Annotated in this window: 29 protein-coding genes and 1 pseudogene; all 30 read left to right on the forward strand. The window is 42.2% G+C overall.

Annotation, left to right across the window (positions count from 1 at the left end):
* Positions 1–199 (forward strand): annotated as a pseudogene (gene tuf / locus DYD21_RS20475) (elongation factor Tu); the annotation flags it as partial.
* A gap of 14 nt (positions 200–213) precedes the next feature.
* Complete coding sequence (rpsJ, locus tag DYD21_RS20480; RefSeq protein WP_101074014.1) at positions 214–525, forward strand: 30S ribosomal protein S10; 312 nt, start codon at positions 214–216, stop codon at positions 523–525.
* Between the two features lie 19 nt (positions 526–544).
* A complete protein-coding gene (gene rplC, locus DYD21_RS20485; protein WP_116038889.1) occupies positions 545–1180 on the forward strand; it encodes a 50S ribosomal protein L3 in 636 nt (211 codons plus the stop codon).
* A 5-nt stretch (positions 1181–1185) separates the two neighbouring features.
* Entirely contained in the window at positions 1186–1839 is a 654-nt protein-coding gene (gene rplD, locus DYD21_RS20490; protein WP_116038890.1) for a 50S ribosomal protein L4, read from the forward strand.
* Positions 1836–2126: a 50S ribosomal protein L23 gene (gene rplW / locus DYD21_RS20495; RefSeq protein WP_116038891.1), complete on the forward strand. Its 291-nt coding sequence runs from the start codon at positions 1836–1838 to the stop codon at positions 2124–2126. The genes rplD and rplW overlap by 4 nt, the downstream gene beginning before the upstream one ends.
* A gap of 13 nt (positions 2127–2139) precedes the next feature.
* Positions 2140–2976 carry a 50S ribosomal protein L2 gene (gene rplB, locus DYD21_RS20500; protein ID WP_116038892.1) on the forward strand — a complete coding sequence of 279 codons (837 nt, stop codon included), beginning with the start codon at positions 2140–2142 and terminating at the stop codon, positions 2974–2976.
* Positions 2977–2979: 3 nt separating this feature from the next.
* Positions 2980–3249 carry a 30S ribosomal protein S19 gene (gene rpsS / locus DYD21_RS20505; RefSeq protein WP_116038893.1) on the forward strand — a complete coding sequence of 90 codons (270 nt, stop codon included), beginning with the start codon at positions 2980–2982 and terminating at the stop codon, positions 3247–3249.
* A gap of 15 nt (positions 3250–3264) precedes the next feature.
* Positions 3265–3642, forward strand: a complete 378-nt coding sequence (gene rplV / locus DYD21_RS20510; protein WP_116038894.1) for a 50S ribosomal protein L22 — start codon at positions 3265–3267, stop codon at positions 3640–3642.
* A 12-nt stretch (positions 3643–3654) separates the two neighbouring features.
* Positions 3655–4398, forward strand: coding sequence for a 30S ribosomal protein S3 (rpsC, locus tag DYD21_RS20515; RefSeq protein ID WP_116038895.1), 744 nt, complete (start codon positions 3655–3657; stop codon positions 4396–4398).
* 18 nt (positions 4399–4416) lie between these two features.
* A complete protein-coding gene (gene rplP, locus DYD21_RS20520) occupies positions 4417–4839 on the forward strand; it encodes a 50S ribosomal protein L16 (RefSeq protein ID WP_116038896.1) in 423 nt (140 codons plus the stop codon).
* Positions 4840–4860: 21 nt separating this feature from the next.
* Complete coding sequence (rpmC, locus tag DYD21_RS20525) at positions 4861–5058, forward strand: 50S ribosomal protein L29 (protein ID WP_116038897.1); 198 nt, start codon at positions 4861–4863, stop codon at positions 5056–5058.
* 5 nt (positions 5059–5063) lie between these two features.
* Complete coding sequence (gene rpsQ / locus DYD21_RS20530) at positions 5064–5327, forward strand: 30S ribosomal protein S17 (protein ID WP_116038898.1); 264 nt, start codon at positions 5064–5066, stop codon at positions 5325–5327.
* Positions 5328–5350: 23 nt separating this feature from the next.
* On the forward strand, positions 5351–5719 hold the full coding sequence (gene rplN, locus DYD21_RS20535; RefSeq protein ID WP_116038899.1) for a 50S ribosomal protein L14: 369 nt from the start codon (positions 5351–5353) through the stop codon (positions 5717–5719).
* A gap of 11 nt (positions 5720–5730) precedes the next feature.
* A complete protein-coding gene (rplX, locus tag DYD21_RS20540) occupies positions 5731–6084 on the forward strand; it encodes a 50S ribosomal protein L24 (protein WP_116038900.1) in 354 nt (117 codons plus the stop codon).
* 15 nt (positions 6085–6099) lie between these two features.
* Positions 6100–6645, forward strand: coding sequence for a 50S ribosomal protein L5 (gene rplE, locus DYD21_RS20545; protein ID WP_116038901.1), 546 nt, complete (start codon positions 6100–6102; stop codon positions 6643–6645).
* A gap of 24 nt (positions 6646–6669) precedes the next feature.
* Positions 6670–6939 (forward strand): 30S ribosomal protein S14, encoded by a 270-nt coding sequence (gene rpsN, locus DYD21_RS20550; RefSeq protein ID WP_116038902.1) that lies wholly within the window; start codon positions 6670–6672, stop codon positions 6937–6939.
* A gap of 17 nt (positions 6940–6956) precedes the next feature.
* A complete protein-coding gene (gene rpsH, locus DYD21_RS20555; protein WP_116038903.1) occupies positions 6957–7352 on the forward strand; it encodes a 30S ribosomal protein S8 in 396 nt (131 codons plus the stop codon).
* A 20-nt stretch (positions 7353–7372) separates the two neighbouring features.
* The gene (rplF, locus tag DYD21_RS20560; protein WP_116038904.1) at positions 7373–7927 is read left to right on the forward strand and encodes a 50S ribosomal protein L6; all 555 of its coding nucleotides are present in this window, start codon (positions 7373–7375) and stop codon (positions 7925–7927) included.
* Positions 7928–7941: 14 nt separating this feature from the next.
* Positions 7942–8310: a 50S ribosomal protein L18 gene (gene rplR / locus DYD21_RS20565; RefSeq protein WP_116038905.1), complete on the forward strand. Its 369-nt coding sequence runs from the start codon at positions 7942–7944 to the stop codon at positions 8308–8310.
* Between the two features lie 18 nt (positions 8311–8328).
* The gene (gene rpsE / locus DYD21_RS20570) at positions 8329–8853 is read left to right on the forward strand and encodes a 30S ribosomal protein S5 (protein WP_116038906.1); all 525 of its coding nucleotides are present in this window, start codon (positions 8329–8331) and stop codon (positions 8851–8853) included.
* A 24-nt stretch (positions 8854–8877) separates the two neighbouring features.
* Positions 8878–9327, forward strand: coding sequence for a 50S ribosomal protein L15 (gene rplO / locus DYD21_RS20575; protein ID WP_116038907.1), 450 nt, complete (start codon positions 8878–8880; stop codon positions 9325–9327).
* A 31-nt stretch (positions 9328–9358) separates the two neighbouring features.
* On the forward strand, positions 9359–10666 hold the full coding sequence (secY, locus tag DYD21_RS20580) for a preprotein translocase subunit SecY (protein WP_116038908.1): 1308 nt from the start codon (positions 9359–9361) through the stop codon (positions 10664–10666).
* A complete protein-coding gene (gene map, locus DYD21_RS20585; RefSeq protein ID WP_116038909.1) occupies positions 10666–11469 on the forward strand; it encodes a type I methionyl aminopeptidase in 804 nt (267 codons plus the stop codon). Before secY ends, map begins: the two co-directional genes overlap by 1 nt.
* 4 nt (positions 11470–11473) lie before the next feature.
* Entirely contained in the window at positions 11474–11692 is a 219-nt protein-coding gene (gene infA, locus DYD21_RS20590) for a translation initiation factor IF-1 (RefSeq protein WP_116038910.1), read from the forward strand.
* A 22-nt stretch (positions 11693–11714) separates the two neighbouring features.
* Positions 11715–11831, forward strand: coding sequence for a 50S ribosomal protein L36 (gene rpmJ / locus DYD21_RS20595; protein ID WP_116038911.1), 117 nt, complete (start codon positions 11715–11717; stop codon positions 11829–11831).
* A gap of 21 nt (positions 11832–11852) precedes the next feature.
* A complete protein-coding gene (gene rpsM, locus DYD21_RS20600; RefSeq protein ID WP_116038912.1) occupies positions 11853–12233 on the forward strand; it encodes a 30S ribosomal protein S13 in 381 nt (126 codons plus the stop codon).
* A 22-nt stretch (positions 12234–12255) separates the two neighbouring features.
* The gene (gene rpsK / locus DYD21_RS20605) at positions 12256–12669 is read left to right on the forward strand and encodes a 30S ribosomal protein S11 (RefSeq protein ID WP_116038913.1); all 414 of its coding nucleotides are present in this window, start codon (positions 12256–12258) and stop codon (positions 12667–12669) included.
* 18 nt (positions 12670–12687) lie between these two features.
* On the forward strand, positions 12688–13293 hold the full coding sequence (rpsD, locus tag DYD21_RS20610) for a 30S ribosomal protein S4 (RefSeq protein WP_116038914.1): 606 nt from the start codon (positions 12688–12690) through the stop codon (positions 13291–13293).
* 28 nt (positions 13294–13321) lie between these two features.
* On the forward strand, positions 13322–14299 hold the full coding sequence (locus tag DYD21_RS20615; protein ID WP_116038915.1) for a DNA-directed RNA polymerase subunit alpha: 978 nt from the start codon (positions 13322–13324) through the stop codon (positions 14297–14299).
* A gap of 16 nt (positions 14300–14315) precedes the next feature.
* Positions 14316–14957, forward strand: a complete 642-nt coding sequence (gene rplQ, locus DYD21_RS21570) for a 50S ribosomal protein L17 (RefSeq protein WP_116038916.1) — start codon at positions 14316–14318, stop codon at positions 14955–14957.
* The last annotated feature ends 112 nt before the right edge of the window (positions 14958–15069 follow it).

A 15069-nucleotide genomic window follows, 5' to 3' on the forward strand; every position in this document is an offset into this window, starting at 1 on the left:
ACAGTTTTACTTCCGTACGACCGATGTAACGGGTTCATGCCAGTTGCCGGACGGAGTGGAGATGGTGATGCCCGGAGATAATGTAAAGCTGGATGTATCGCTGATACAACCGGTTGCGATGGAAACAGGTTTGCGATTTGCGATCCGTGAAGGCGGGCGTACCGTAGGCGCAGGCGTAGTAACCAAAATTAACGACTAAAAAGGTTTCAACCCGTGGCTACACAACAAAAGATTCGAATAAAGCTGAAATCATACGATCATAATCTGATTGATAAATCAGCTGAAAAAATTATTCAGACTGTTAAATCAACGGGAGCAGTGGTATCAGGACCGATACCTCTGCCTACCAACAAAAACATCATTACTGTTAACCGATCTGTTTTCGTGGATAAAAAATCACGTGAGCAGTTTGAATACAGATCCCATAAGCGATTGATTGATATACTCTCTACAGGATCACAAACAGTTGATGCATTAATGAAGCTTGAGCTTCCATCCGGCGTGGATGTTGAAATAAAAGTGTAAGTAAATTCCAAAGAATACCATGAGCGGTTTAATCGGAAAAAAAGTAGGGATGACAAGCATCTTTGATGAACTGGGACGAAGTATTCCTGTTTCAGTTATTGAAGTTGAACCTTGTGCAATAACCCAGATAAAAACTGAAGAAACTGACGGCTACAATGCTGTTCAGCTTTCGGCCTTTAAGAAAAAGGCTTCAAAAGTAAATGGTGCTCTGAAAGGCCATTTCGACAAAGCGGGTGCTGAACCACGCAAGATTACACTTGAATTCAGAGACTTCATCCCAGAAGGGTTTGAACTCGGTGATGAATTAACAATTGAAGATGTGTTTTCAGTAGGCGATCGTGTTGATGTGGTTGGTACCTCAAAAGGTACCGGGTTCACCGGCGTTGTAAAAAGGCACAACTTCAGTGGAGTTGGAGGCCAGACACACGGCCAGCACAACAGAGAACGTGCGCCGGGTGCGATTGGCCAGGCATCAGATCCTGCAAGAGTTTTCAAAGGTATGAAGATGGCAGGGCGTTCAGGGAATAAACGCACAAAGATTCAGAATCTCTCTGTAGCACAAATTTATTCTGATTCAAACATGCTCCTGGTAACAGGTGGTATTCCCGGACCAAACGGTGGCTACGTAGAAATTCATAATAAATCACAGAGTTAAGCCTGATGAAACTGAAAATTCATAAAACAGATGGCAAGAGTAGCGGAAATGAAGCTGATCTGAATGATCAGATTTTTGCGATCGAGCCGAATGAAACAGTGCTCTATGAAGATGTTCGCCGTTTTCTGGCTAATAAAAGGCAGGGAACTGCAAACACGAAAGAGCGTGGTGAAGTAAGAGGTGGCGGCCGTAAAGCATATAAGCAGAAAGGTACAGGTATGGCCCGAAGAGGTTCTATCCGATCACCGCTGCTAAAAGGCGGGGGTACAATTTTTGGACCCAAGCCCAGAAACTACACGGTACGGTTAACCAAGAAAGCGAAAAGACTGGCAAGAATGTCTGCTCTTTCACTGAAAGCTTCTGAAGAAGCTGTGATTGTGGTGGAAGATTTTTCGTTCGATGTTCCGAAAACAAAGGAGATGGTATCTCTGCTTACGGCTCTTGGAATCAGTGACAAAAAAGTTCTCGTTCTCACTAAAGAAACAGATCGGGTACTCTACAAATCATCATCTAATTTGCAAAAAGTAGATGTATTGGAAGCTGGTAAGCCTTCGACGTATGAAATCATGAATGCTGATGTTATTGTGATTCAGGAAGGAGCTCTGGATGTTCTGGAAGCAAGTTTTGGATTTAATAAAGTTGATGAGGACGCAGCATGAGTATTTTAATTCAACCACTGATTACTGAGAAACTAACAAGAATACAGGAAGAAGATCAGAAATACGCTTTTAAAGTTCTGCGATCTGCAACCAAACCTCAGATCAAAAGAGCAATTGAAGAGAAGTATCCTGATGTAAAAGTTTCCCGAGTGAATACAATGATTGTTCCGTCGAAACCGAAAGGCAGACACACTCGCAGCGGTTTCGTTGAAGGCCGAAGTGCTGTATGGAAAAAAGCGATCATTACCCTGAAAGAGGGTGAAATCGACTTCTTTAGCGAAATTTAAATAAGAAAGATCAATGGCTACCAAACAGATTAAACCAATAACCCCCGGTCAGCGCCACAGAATTGCGCCTGTGTTTGATGATGTTACTGTCAGCAAACCGCTTAAGTCGCTTACATCTGGCGGTGGTAAGTCCGGTGGTCGTAATAACCGAGGCCGAAAAACATCACGTCATCGTGGCGGCGGACATAAAAGAAAGCACCGTGTAATTGATTTTAAACGGGATAAATTTGATATCCCTGCAAAAGTGCAGACTATTGAGTATGATCCGAACCGAACTGCCAGGATCGCTCTTATTGCCTATGCTGATGGTGAAAAGCGTTATATTTTAGCGCCAAATAAATTGCAGGTTGGTGATACCATTATAACCTCAGAGTCTGCAACTCCTGATGTTGGTAATTCACTGCCGATGATTAAAATGCCTCCGGGTACGTTTATTCATAATGTTGAACTCCAGCCAGGAAAAGGCGGACAGCTCTGCAGAAGTGCCGGAACAGTAGCTCAAATGGTTGCCAAAACGGATAAGTTTGTAACTGTTAAACTTCCATCAGGCGAAGTTCGCAGAATTCTTGGAAGATGTATTGCCACTGTTGGCGCAACAAGTAATCCTGATCATTTCAATACAACGAAAGGAAAAGCAGGAAGAAGCCGGTGGCTCGGAATCCGGCCTCAAACAAGAGGTGTAGCGATGAACCCGGTAGATCACCCAATGGGTGGTGGTGAAGGGAAAGCATCCGGTGGACACCCAAGATCACCCTGGGGACAGTCGGCAAAAGGGAAAAAGACGAGAAACAGAAAGAAACTCTCTTCCAAGTTTATTGTTAAGCGAAGAAAAACAAAAAAGGGTAAATAATATATGCCTCGTTCGTTAAAAAAAGGGCCATTTGTACATTATAAGCTTCTGCGTAAAGTGGATGCAATGAATGAAAGTGGCAAAAAGAAAGTCATTAAAACATGGTCTCGTAGCTCAATGATTACTCCCGATTTTATCGGATTAACTATTGCAGTACACAATGGAAAACAGTTTATCCCTGTGTATGTGACTGATAATATGGTGGGACATAAACTGGGTGAATTTGCACCTACCCGCACGTTTCGCGGCCACCCGATTAAGAAAATGAAATAGAAAACTATTTGACCAATGGAAACACTTACATTCGAAGCTAAAGCAGTCCAGCGTCATCTGCGCAAAGCTCCAAGAAAATTACGCCTTGTTGTAGACTTGGTACGGGGTGAGCAAGTGGATAAAGCGATTAAAACACTTGAATTCACTAAAAAAGGTACTGCAGCCGATGTGGTTAAAGTGATCAAATCAGCAGCTGCAAACATTCGCGATAAATTTGAAGAAGAGCGGCTTGATAATGACCTCCTTTTTATCAAAGAGATCTATGTGGATGAGGGTGTGACCCTGAAGAGAATTCAACCCGCACCAATGGGCCGTGCACACCGCATCAATAAAAGAAGCAGCCACATTACTGTAGTTGTTGCGAAGAAGGAAGAAACTGTAATAGAAGATTAACCAGGTAACATTTTGGGACAAAAAAGTAATCCAACAGGACTCAGACTCGGTATCATAAAAGGTTGGGATTCCAACTGGTATTCCGATGAGAACCAGCCATCAATGCTGCTGGAAGACACAAAACTGCGTGAATATCTTGCTATTCGACTGCGCAACGGAGGTTTGTCTAACGTAATCATCGAACGTACTCCAAAAAGAATCTTGCTGACGCTGAATACATCCCGTCCGGGTGTAATCATCGGTAAGGGTGGTGAACAAATTGAACTCCTCAGAGGAGAGCTCAAAAAGATCACTAATAAAGAAGTACAGATTAACGTAAGTGAAATTAAGCGGCCTGAACTGGATGCCAGCCTGGTTGCACAAAATATTTCACAGCAGCTGCAGGCGCGGGTCTCTTTCAGAAGAGCAATGAAAACAGCTATCTCTTCAGCTATGAGAATGGGTGCTAAAGGAATTAAAATTAAATGTGCCGGACGTTTGGGTGGTGCTGAAATGGCACGAACCGAACAATACAAAGAAGGTCGTGTTCCTCTCCACACTCTGCGTGCAGATATCGATTATGCAAATATAACTTCCAATACCATTTACGGATCAATTGGAGTTTCCGTCTGGATTTTCAAAGGCGAGATCATTGGTGATGTAGATCTTACACCGGGATCCGATTCTAAACAGGAAAATGAACCGCAACGTAAAGGCGGTGGGCGAAGCAGGCAGCGTAAAGGCTCCGGAAGGTCCAAGCGTCGTACACGTAAATAACCGATAGTTTAAGAAATCATGTTAGAACCAAAAAGAATTCCAAGACGTCGCGTCCACAGGGACAAGCTTAAAGGAAACGCACAGCGCGGACATACTCTTGCTTTTGGAAGTTTTGGCCTCAAAGCACTTGAGCCAAAGTTTATCACATCAAGACAAATTGAAGCTTGCCGTGTGACGATTGCCCGAACCCTGCAGCGGGATGGGAAAACGTTTATCCGAATTTTTCCTGACAGACCCATCACCAGCAAACCTGCTGAAACACGAATGGGTAAAGGAAAGGGTGCACTCGATCACTTTATTGCGGTAGTTAAGCCCGGCAGAATACTGTTTGAGATTGCTGGTGTAAGCGAAGCACAAGCTCAGGAAGCGTTGAGAAGAGCATCTCATAAACTGCCTATTAAAACAAAATTTGTGAAGCGTCGCGATTACGACGGTGAATAATTAAGCAGGAACAGAAAGATTATGAAATCACACGAATTACGCGATCTGTCGCTTTCAGAACTGGAAGCCAGGCTAAAGGATGAGAAAAAGGCTTTAGTTGATTTTAAATTTAACAAAGCCATTGCGGGACAAATTGAAAACCCGGCGAGAATTAAAAATACACGCCGTGAAATCTCCCGATTGACAACGATTATTAACGAAAAAAAGAGTGCTGAATAACGATTATGGCACAAGCAGAAAGAGCTCAAAGAAGAACTAGAACCGGCCGCGTTGTAAGCGACCGAATGGATAAAACAATCACCGTGGCTGTCGACCGTCAGATTAAACATCCTATTTATGGAAAGTTTATCACGAAAACCACGAAATACCTGGCTCACGACGAAACAAACCAGGCTAACTCCGGTGATACCGTGCTGATTATGTCAACACGTCCATTATCAAAACGAAAATCTTGGCGTTTGGTCGAGATCGTAGAACGAGCAAAATAACGATCAATTTGTAGGGTAAAGGAATGATTCAAACACAATCAACACTGAATGTAGCTGATAACAGCGGTGCAAGAAAAGTGATGTGTATCAAAGTTTTAGGTGATTCTAAGAGAAGGTATGCCCGAATTGGAGACCTTATTTCTTGCTCGGTTAAAACAGCGATCCCTGGCGGTAATGTGAAAAAGGGTGAAGTGGTACAGGCTGTTATCGTACGCACTAAAAAGGAAATTCGTCGCAAAGATGGAAGTTATATTCGATTCGATGAGAATGCGGCGGTAATTATTAACAAGGAAAAAGAACCGGTTGGAACCCGTATTTTTGGTCCCGTTGCCCGGGAACTTCGTGAAAGAAATTTCATGCGGATTGTTTCACTGGCCCCTGAAGTACTTTAAAGGATAGCAATATGCCACGTAAGTTTAATAGAAAAAAGAAATTACACGTAAAGCAAGGTGATGATGTTCTTGTGCTTGCCGGAAACGACAAGGGCAAAAGAGGTCGCGTAATGCTGGTTTATCCTGAACGAGACCGGGTACTTGTTGAGGGTGTAAACATGAGAACACACCACGAAAAACCATCACAGGAAAATCCTCAGGGTGGACGTCTGAAGCGGGAAGCTCCCGTACATATTTCAAACCTTATGGTAATCGATCCTACAACGGATGAACCAACCCGGATCGGTCGTAAGCGTATTGAAGAAGAAGGCGGCGGACGATGGGTTCGTTACGCAAAGAGTAGTGGCGAAATTATTGACAAGTAATTCTGAAATAGTAGAATGGCAGAAGCAAGACTTTATACACAGTACAAGAAAGAAATCGTTGATAAACTCATGGATGAGTTTAAATACGATAACATCATGGGTGTACCCAAACTCAAAAAAATTATTATAAATGTTGGGTATGGAAATGCAATTAATGATGCGAAAACCCTGGATGTCATTACAGAAAATATTGGGATAATTACCGGCCAAAAAGCGGTTAAAACCAAAGCGAAAAAATCTGTATCGAACTTTAAACTTCGTGAAGGACAGGAAATTGGCGCTAAAGTTACTCTGAGAGGAAAAATTATGTTTGAATTCCTCGATCGATTAATTAATCTCGCCCTCCCAAGAACACGCGACTTCCAGGGAGTGCCCAATAAAAGTTTTGATGGCCGTGGGAATTATACCATGGGAATCAAAGAACATACAATATTCCCTGAGATTGATGTAGACAAAGCTTCAACCGTGCACGGCATGGATGTCTCATTTGTAACATCTGCTGAAACAGATGAAGAGGCATTTGCTCTTTTGAAGCATATGGGAATGCCGTTTAAGAAATGAATTTGAATATAAAAGTATATACCAATGGCTAAGAAATCCTGGATAGCACGAAACGAAAAAAGAAAACGTACTGTGGAAAAGTACGCTGAAAAGCGTCGCGAGCTCAAAGAAGCAGGCGACTACGAAGCTCTGCAAAAACTTCCGCGAGACGCAAGCCCTACCCGTGTTCGGAACAGGTGCAATCTCACCGGAAGATCTCGTGGATATATCCGTGAGTATGGTGTGTCGCGTATCAAGTTTCGCGAGCTCGCACTAAATGGTAAAATACCAGGCATCCGTAAAGCAAGTTGGTAACACAGGAGAATTAAATTATGCAATCTGACCCAGTATCTGATTATTTAACCCGTTTAAGAAATGCACAGCAGGCCGGCCACAGACGTGTGGATGTTCCAGCGTCTAAGCTAAAGCGTGCAATGACTAAAATTCTTGTTGATAAAGGCTACGTAAATAAATACATCGACATTACAGATAATAAACAAGGCGTGCTTCGGCTTTTCCTTAAGTATGATGCGTATGGCCAGCCTGTGATTAAGAAACTGATTCGGGTATCAAAACCCGGTTTGAGGAAATATGTAAGTGCTGACGATATTCCACAATCTTATAACGGTCTTGGAATTGTAATTCTGTCAACCTCCAATGGTGTTATGACAGATAAAGAAGCACGTAAATTGAAAATTGGCGGAGAAATTCTCTGCTCGATTTACTAAAAATTTAGGATACGAACGTTATGTCAAGAATAGGTAAACAACCGGTTGCGTTGGCCAGCAATATCGAATTTACGATTGGTGCTGACAACACAATTACCGTGAAAGGTGAGAAAGGAACGGGAACGATTCGAATTCATCCTGATATCACGGTTGAAAAAACCGAGAATGAAATTATTGTAAAACGCCCAAGTGATTCCAAAGAACACAAATCACTGCATGGTTTGTACCGTTCACTTATCAACAATATGGTTGAAGGTGTGGCAAACGGGTACAAAAAAACACTCGAAATTATTGGTGTTGGTTACCGTGCATCGTTTACAAATGGTGTTCTTGAATTAAACCTTGGATTTTCACACCCGATCTATTTTGTTCCACCCGAAGGAATTGATATTGAAGTGGATACAAAAACGAAAAAAAATCCAATGCTTATTATCTCCGGAGTGAACAAAGAGATGGTAGGCCAGGTTGCAGCAAAGATCAGATCGATGAGAAAGCCGGAGCCTTATAAAGGAAAAGGTATTCGATACACTGATGAGTACGTACGAAGAAAAGCTGGTAAGTCAGCCACGAAATAAATTAGGATAGTGAAATGAAGAAAAACCGCATAAAAACAGAACGCAGAAACAAGATCCGCAGAAGAATCCGTTCTACTATAACCGGAACTGCGGAGCGTCCGAGACTGGCTGTCTTCAAAAGCAGTAAACATATTTATCTTCAGCTGATTAATGATCGTGAAAACGTAACGATTACTTCAGTTTCTTCAACAACTGCAGACCTTCGGAGCGAACTTGCAGATAAATCCAAAGTGGAAGCTGCACATTTAATCGGACAGGAAATCGCAAAAGCAGCCATCGACATGGGAATCAAAAAAGTTGTTTTCGATCGCGGCGGTTACAAATATCACGGGGTTGTGAAATCTGCTGCTGATGGAGCACGCGAAGGCGGATTGGACCTCTAAAAAAATTATATCTCAATTATGCCAAAAATACGTAGAAAACATAATATTCCAGCCGGTAATCTCAATCTTGAAGAGAAACTGGTTCATATTAACAGGGTATCCAAAGTTGTAAAAGGTGGACGCCGATTCAGTTTCAACGCCATTGTTGTGGTTGGAAATGGAGACGGAGTTGTAGGTCATGGACTTGGAAAAGCAAATGAAGTGGCAGATGCCATTCAAAAAGGATTCGACAACGCTAAAAAGAATCTGATCAAAGTCTCGATGACTAAAACAGGTTCTATTCACCATCCAATTGTTGGAAAAGCCGGTGCGGGTAAAGTCTTACTGCGGCCTGCTTCAGAAGGTACTGGTGTAATTGCCGGCGGTGCAGTAAAAGCACTTCTCGATGTTGCTGGTGTTCAAAATATTTTATCAAAATCTCTGCGCTCCTCAAATCCTCACAACATGGTGAAAGCCGCTTTTGAAGCTTTGAGAAATGCATCCGACCCGGTTGAAGTTGCTCAGAGAAGAGGAGTTAGTGTAAGTAAGGTATTTAAAGGATAATTAAGGTTTTAACGGATCATTGTTATGAAACTACACAATTTAAAAGCACCCGCTTCTCACAAAAAACGCAAACGCGTTGGTAGAGGTCAGGGCTCTGGTACCGGAGAGCAGTCTGGTAGAGGGCATAACGGCCAGAAGTCAAGAAGCGGAAGCAAGGTGAAGGCATGGTTTGAAGGCGGGCAGATGCCGCTTCAAAGAAGAATACCAAAATTTGGTTTTACAAATCCATTCAGAACTGAGTACCAGGCTTTAAATGTTCAGAGAATATCTGAGTTTATTGAGGCCGGTAAACTTGGTGAAACGATCACAATATCTGATCTGGTAGATGCCGGATTAGCAGATGACAAACAACGAATAAAACTGCTGGGTTCAGGTGAGATTGATTCAAAAATCTCCATCGAAGTACATGCCTGTAGTGGATCTGCCCGTGAAAAGGTTGAATCCGCCGGCGGCAGTGTTAATGTCATTGAATAAATCTTTCACCATCTCAGCTTAACCATCACGAATGAGTACCTTAGATAGCTTTAGAAACATCTTTAAGATTGAGGATCTCCGGAACCGCATACTATATGTGGTTGGAGTTCTTATGGTTTATCGGATTGGCAGTTATGTAACCATGCCAGGTGTAGACGCCAGTGAACTTACCATGCAGCAGGGAGATGCTTCCAGCCTGATGGGTCTTTTTGACTTATTTGTAGGTGGTGCATTTTCAAGAGCCGGTGTGTTTGCTCTGGGTATTATGCCCTATATTACCGCTGCTATTATCATTCAGCTGATGGGTGCTGCTGTACCATATTTCCAAAAACTTCAGCGTGAAGGGGAAGAGGGCCGGCGAAAAATTAACCGTTTGACCCGTTACGGTACGGTTGGTATTACTGCTGTCCAGGCCATTGGGTTTGGAATTAACCTGATTGCAACATCACCAAATGCAATTGTGGTTGGTAATTTCGCTTTTATCCTCACATGTGTGATTGTACTTACTGCAGGTACCACATTCGTAATGTGGCTGGGTGAACGGATTACAGACCGGGGAATCGGTAACGGTATTTCGATACTGATTATGATCGGGATTATCGCTGCACTGCCAACAGCTTTGATTAATGAGATATCAACAACTAATAATGCAATTATTATAATTGTTGAACTCGCTGGATTGATTCTTGTGATTGCATCCTGTGTGTTACTTACGCAGGGCACACGGAAAATTCCGGTTCAATATGCGAAAAGAGTGGTTGGCCGGAAAGTATATGGAGGTACAACACAATACCTTCCGCTGCGGGTGAATGCCGCTGGTGTGATGCCGATTATCTTTGCTCAATCAATCATGTTTATACCAAGTACAATCGGGACATTCTTTCCAGAGAATGAAACCGTTCAATGGATGACAGCATGGTCCGCTGATTTTACAGGGCTTACGTATTCGATAGTGTTTTTCATCATCTGTGTGTTCTTTACCTTCTTTTATACTGCGATCGCAGTGAATCCAAAAGAGATGGCGGATACAATGAAACGCCAGGGTGGATTTATACCCGGTGTGAGACCAGGGAAACAGACCGTTGAATTTATAGATAATATTCTGACGAAAATTACACTGCCGGGGTCACTATTTCTATCTTTTGTAGCCATTATGCCTGCCATAATCGCACAAATGGGTGTAACACCTGGCTTTGCACTCTTTTATGGTGGAACCAGTCTGCTTATTATCGTGGGTGTAGCCCTTGATACATTGCAGCAGATTGAAAGTCATTTGATGATGCGTCATTATGATGGTTTCATGAAATCAGGAAAAATTAAAGGAAGACGCAGGGCCTGATGATCTACCTGAAGAGTGAATCTGAAATTGATAAGATGCGTGAAGCTGCGCAACTTGTATCAAGAACACTCGGTGAGGTTGGTAAAGTTCTGGAACCCGGAGTTGAAACCGGGAAACTAGACAGGATCGCAGAAGAATACATTTTGAAACACGAGGCCCGACCCGCATTTAAGGGGTACGGTGGAAAGAAGAATCCATTTCCGGCCACATTGTGTATCTCTATAAACGAAGAAGTTGTTCATGGGATACCGGGGAAACGAGTATTGAAAGAAGGGGATGTTGTCTCTGTTGATTGTGGTGTAGAATTGAACGGTTTCTTTGGTGATCATGCTTATACTTTTATTGCCGGAGAAACTGATGAAAAGACCGTTGATCTGTTGCGTACCACGCTTCAATCACTCTATATAGGAATTGATGAAGCCGTACATGGCAACCGTATTGGTGATATAGGTTCTGCCATCCAAAACCATTGTGAAGATAAAGGGTTTGGGGTCGTTCGTGATCTGGTAGGTCATGGAATAGGAAAAAATATGCACGAGGAACCATCCGTTCCTAATTATGGTCGGCCGGGAAAGGGCGAACGATTGCGAACCGGTATGGGATTGGCTATTGAGCCGATGATAACTGCAGGTACCTGGAAAGTGAGTACATTAGACGATGGATGGACAATCGTTACTGCAGATGGATCGAATGCGGCTCATTTTGAGCATGATATTATAGTTCGTGAAGGAAAAGCTGAAATTCTCAGTACTTTTGATTATATTGCTGAGATCACAAAAAATAAAATTTTAGAAACTCATTAATGCGATGGCTAAACAAGAGCCGATTAAGCAGGACGGAAAAATTTTAGAAGCTTTACCAAATGCACAGTTCAAAGTTGAACTGGATAACGGTCATGAAATACTGGCTCATGTTTCTGGTAAAATGAGAATGTACTATATCAAAATTTTGCCCGGTGATCGTGTGCAGGTTGAAATGTCTCCATACGATCTTTCAAAAGGCAGAATTACATATCGTTATAAGTAATAATTGAAAAGAGGTTGTTCCGATGAAAACAAAATCATCAGTTAAAAAACGAAGTTCTGACGATAAAATCGTTAGAAGAAAAGGACGTATTTACGTTATCAATAAAAAGAATCCCCGCCATAAACAGCGTCAGGGATAATAACAGACTGAATTTATACCTATGGCACGAATTGCTGGAATCGATTTACCAAAACAAAAACGAGGAATCATCAGCCTAACCTATATCTTCGGTATAGGTGACACTGTTGCAGGGAAAATCCTGGATAAGGCTGGCATAGATCACGACAAAAAAGTGGTTGAATGGTCGGAGGATGAAGTAGCAAATCTTCGCCAGATCATTGAAGAAGATTACAAAGTTGAAGGTGCTCTCAGAACCGAGATTAATGCGAATATTCGCAGATTAATAGAAACTGGAAGCTATCGTGGAGTTCGTCATAGAAAAGGATTACCTGTACGTGGGCAGAGAACTCAGACAAACGCCCGCACCAGGAAAGGTAAACGACGTGCCGTAGCCGGTAAGAAAGCAGCGCCTAAAAAATAACATATTCTAAACTGTAATAATCATGGCAAAAAGACCAAGAAGATCTGCTGAAAAAGCGGGCGGAAAACGAAAGAAAAAGAAACAGATAAGCGATCCGAACGGAATGGCGTTCATTAAAGCCACATTTAATAATGTGCTTGTGAGTGTAACGGATTCCAACGGTAACGTTCTGTCATGGTCATCTTCCGGTAAAGAAGGTTTTAAGGGGTCAAGAAAAAATACACCCTATGCTGCGCAGGTCAGTGCAGAAACAGCGGCAACTGCTGCTCACGAAATGGGATTACGTAAAGTGGAAGTTTTTGTAAAAGGACCTGGTTCTGGCCGGGAAGCTGCAATTCGTGCGTTGGCAACAAGCGGCCTTGAAGTAACGTCTATTAAAGACAGAACTCCAATTCCGCATAATGGATGCCGCCCTCCCAAAAGAAGAAGAGTTTAATCATACATTTAGAATAAAATGGCAAGATACAGAGGACCAAAACAGAAGATAGCAAGGCGTTTTCGTGAGCCGATTTTCGGCCCCAGCAGCGCATTAGAACGCAAGCCGTATGGACCAGGTCAGCATGGCAGAAGCAGATACTCAAGAAAATCAGAGTATGCCGTACAGCTTGATGAAAAACAGAAAGCAAAATACACCTACGGAATGTTGGAAAAACAATTCCGGAATCTCTATGAGAGAGCAAACGCCAAAGAAGGCGTTACCGGTGAGTTGCTACTTCAATATCTTGAAGCCAGGCTTGACAATGTTGTGTATCGCCTCGGGTTTGCTCAAACAAGACGACAGGCACGTCAGTTTGTAAGCCACAAACATATTGTGGTAAACGGGCAAATTCTGAATATTCCATCGTATCACGTTAAACCAGGTGATATTATTACGATCCGGCCGAAATCTCGTGACATGGAATTAATTACTGAATCTATCAGTAATAGTTCTCCTGGAAAATACAAGTGGCTGGAAATTGATAAAAAATCAATGACCGGAAAATATTTGAATGATCCGGCTAAAGATGAGATACCGGAAAACATCAACACTCAGTTGATTATCGAGCTCTACTCCAAATAATTTTATAACAGACTTAATCCACTATTTTATGAACAACTATAGTTTGCAAATGCCGGAATCTGTTGAGGTAGAACAAGATTCCGATAACTATGGAACATTTATTCTGCAGCCACTTGAACGGGGATTTGGAGTAACGATTGGAAACTCTTTCAGAAGAGTGCTGCTTTCATCTTTACCCGGACTGGCCATCACCGCTGTTAAAATTAACGGCGTTGATCATGAATATTCCAGTATTGAAGGTGTTAAAGAAGATGTTTACGAAATCATTTTGAACCTCAAACAGGTACGCTTTAAGCAGGTTGAACAGAGTGGTGGTGTGATTAACCTGTCGAAGACCGAATCCGGTAAGCTTACAGCCGAAGATATTGGTGAAGCGACAGCTGATTTTGAAGTTTTAAATCCTGAATTGCTTATCGCAACACTTTCCGATGACGTTCAGGTTGATATGGAGCTCAGAATCGGACGGGGCAGGGGATATGTTCCAGCAGAAGAAATGGCATCCGATTTTGAGGATGATGTAGCCCTGATGCCAATCGACGCTATATTTACTCCAATAAAATCAGTTGATTTTGATGTTGAGAATGTTCGGGTCGGACAAAGAACTGACTATGAAAAGCTTGTATTAAATGTAACTACTGATGGTTCTCTGAATGCGAAAGAAGCTCTAACGATTGCTGGTAAGATTTTAAAAGAGCATATCGAGAAATTTATTACCGAAAAAATCGAAGAGCCGTTTACGCAGGAAGAAGAGGAAGTAGATGCTGAAAAACAACGTATTGCAAGCCTCCTGAAGACAAGTATTGAAGATCTGAATTTGAGTGTTCGTGCATATAATTGCTTGAAGTCTGCAAACATTAATACTATTGCAGAACTGGTATCACGAGATGAGCAGGATCTTCTTAAGTTCAGAAACTTTGGTAAGAAGTCTTTGTCTGAACTCGTTGAAGTAATTGAAGAGAAAAATCTGGAATTCGGCATGGATGTGTCAAAATTCCTGGATAAATAATTGAGGATATTTCATTATGCGCCATTTAGTAAAAGGTAAAAAACTTGGTCGAAGCACTCCACACAGAGTAGCTACATTAAAGGCTCTTTCGTGCAGTTTGATTAAGCATAAACAAATTCAGACGACTGTTGCAAAAGCAAAGGAATTGCGACGGTACATTGAACCTGTTATTACTCGCTCCAAGGAAGATAATAGCCATAACCGCAGGGAAGCATTTTCAGCCCTTCAGGATAAAGATGCTGTAACGATTCTTTTTGACGAGGTAGGCCCTGCAGTTGGTGATCGACCAGGCGGATATACACGGGTGCTTAAACTGGGTTTTCGTTTAGGTGATAGTGCTGAGATGGCACTTATTGAACTTGTTGATTTTAGTGATTACGAACCGGAGAAGAAATCGGCTAAGAAGAAGCGTACACGTCGTGCAGGTAAGGCTAATAAGCCTACCAGTTCTGATGACAAAGGTACAGACAGCAAACCAGAAGAGAAGTCAGCTCCGGCTGCAGAGAAAGAAAAAACTGGTGAAACTGCTTCGAGTGATGAGCCTAAGGAAACTGAAAAAAAAGCAACAGAAGAAGTTTCTGAAAAGAAAGAAGAAACAAAAAACACAGCTGATGACGCAGATTCTGCGGATTCAGAAAGTGAAGAAGAAAAAAAGTAATTTTAGTGAAAAAGAGTTTGGCATTTAATCCAAATTCTTCTTAGTTTGTAAATCTGCGATGGAGTTGATGTCGCGGGTAATGTTCTTTGGACATATTGAAAGAGATAAACAT

The sequence above is a fragment of the Rhodohalobacter sp. SW132 genome, assembly GCF_003390325.1.
Lineage (GTDB): Bacteria > Bacteroidota > Rhodothermia > Balneolales > Balneolaceae > SW132.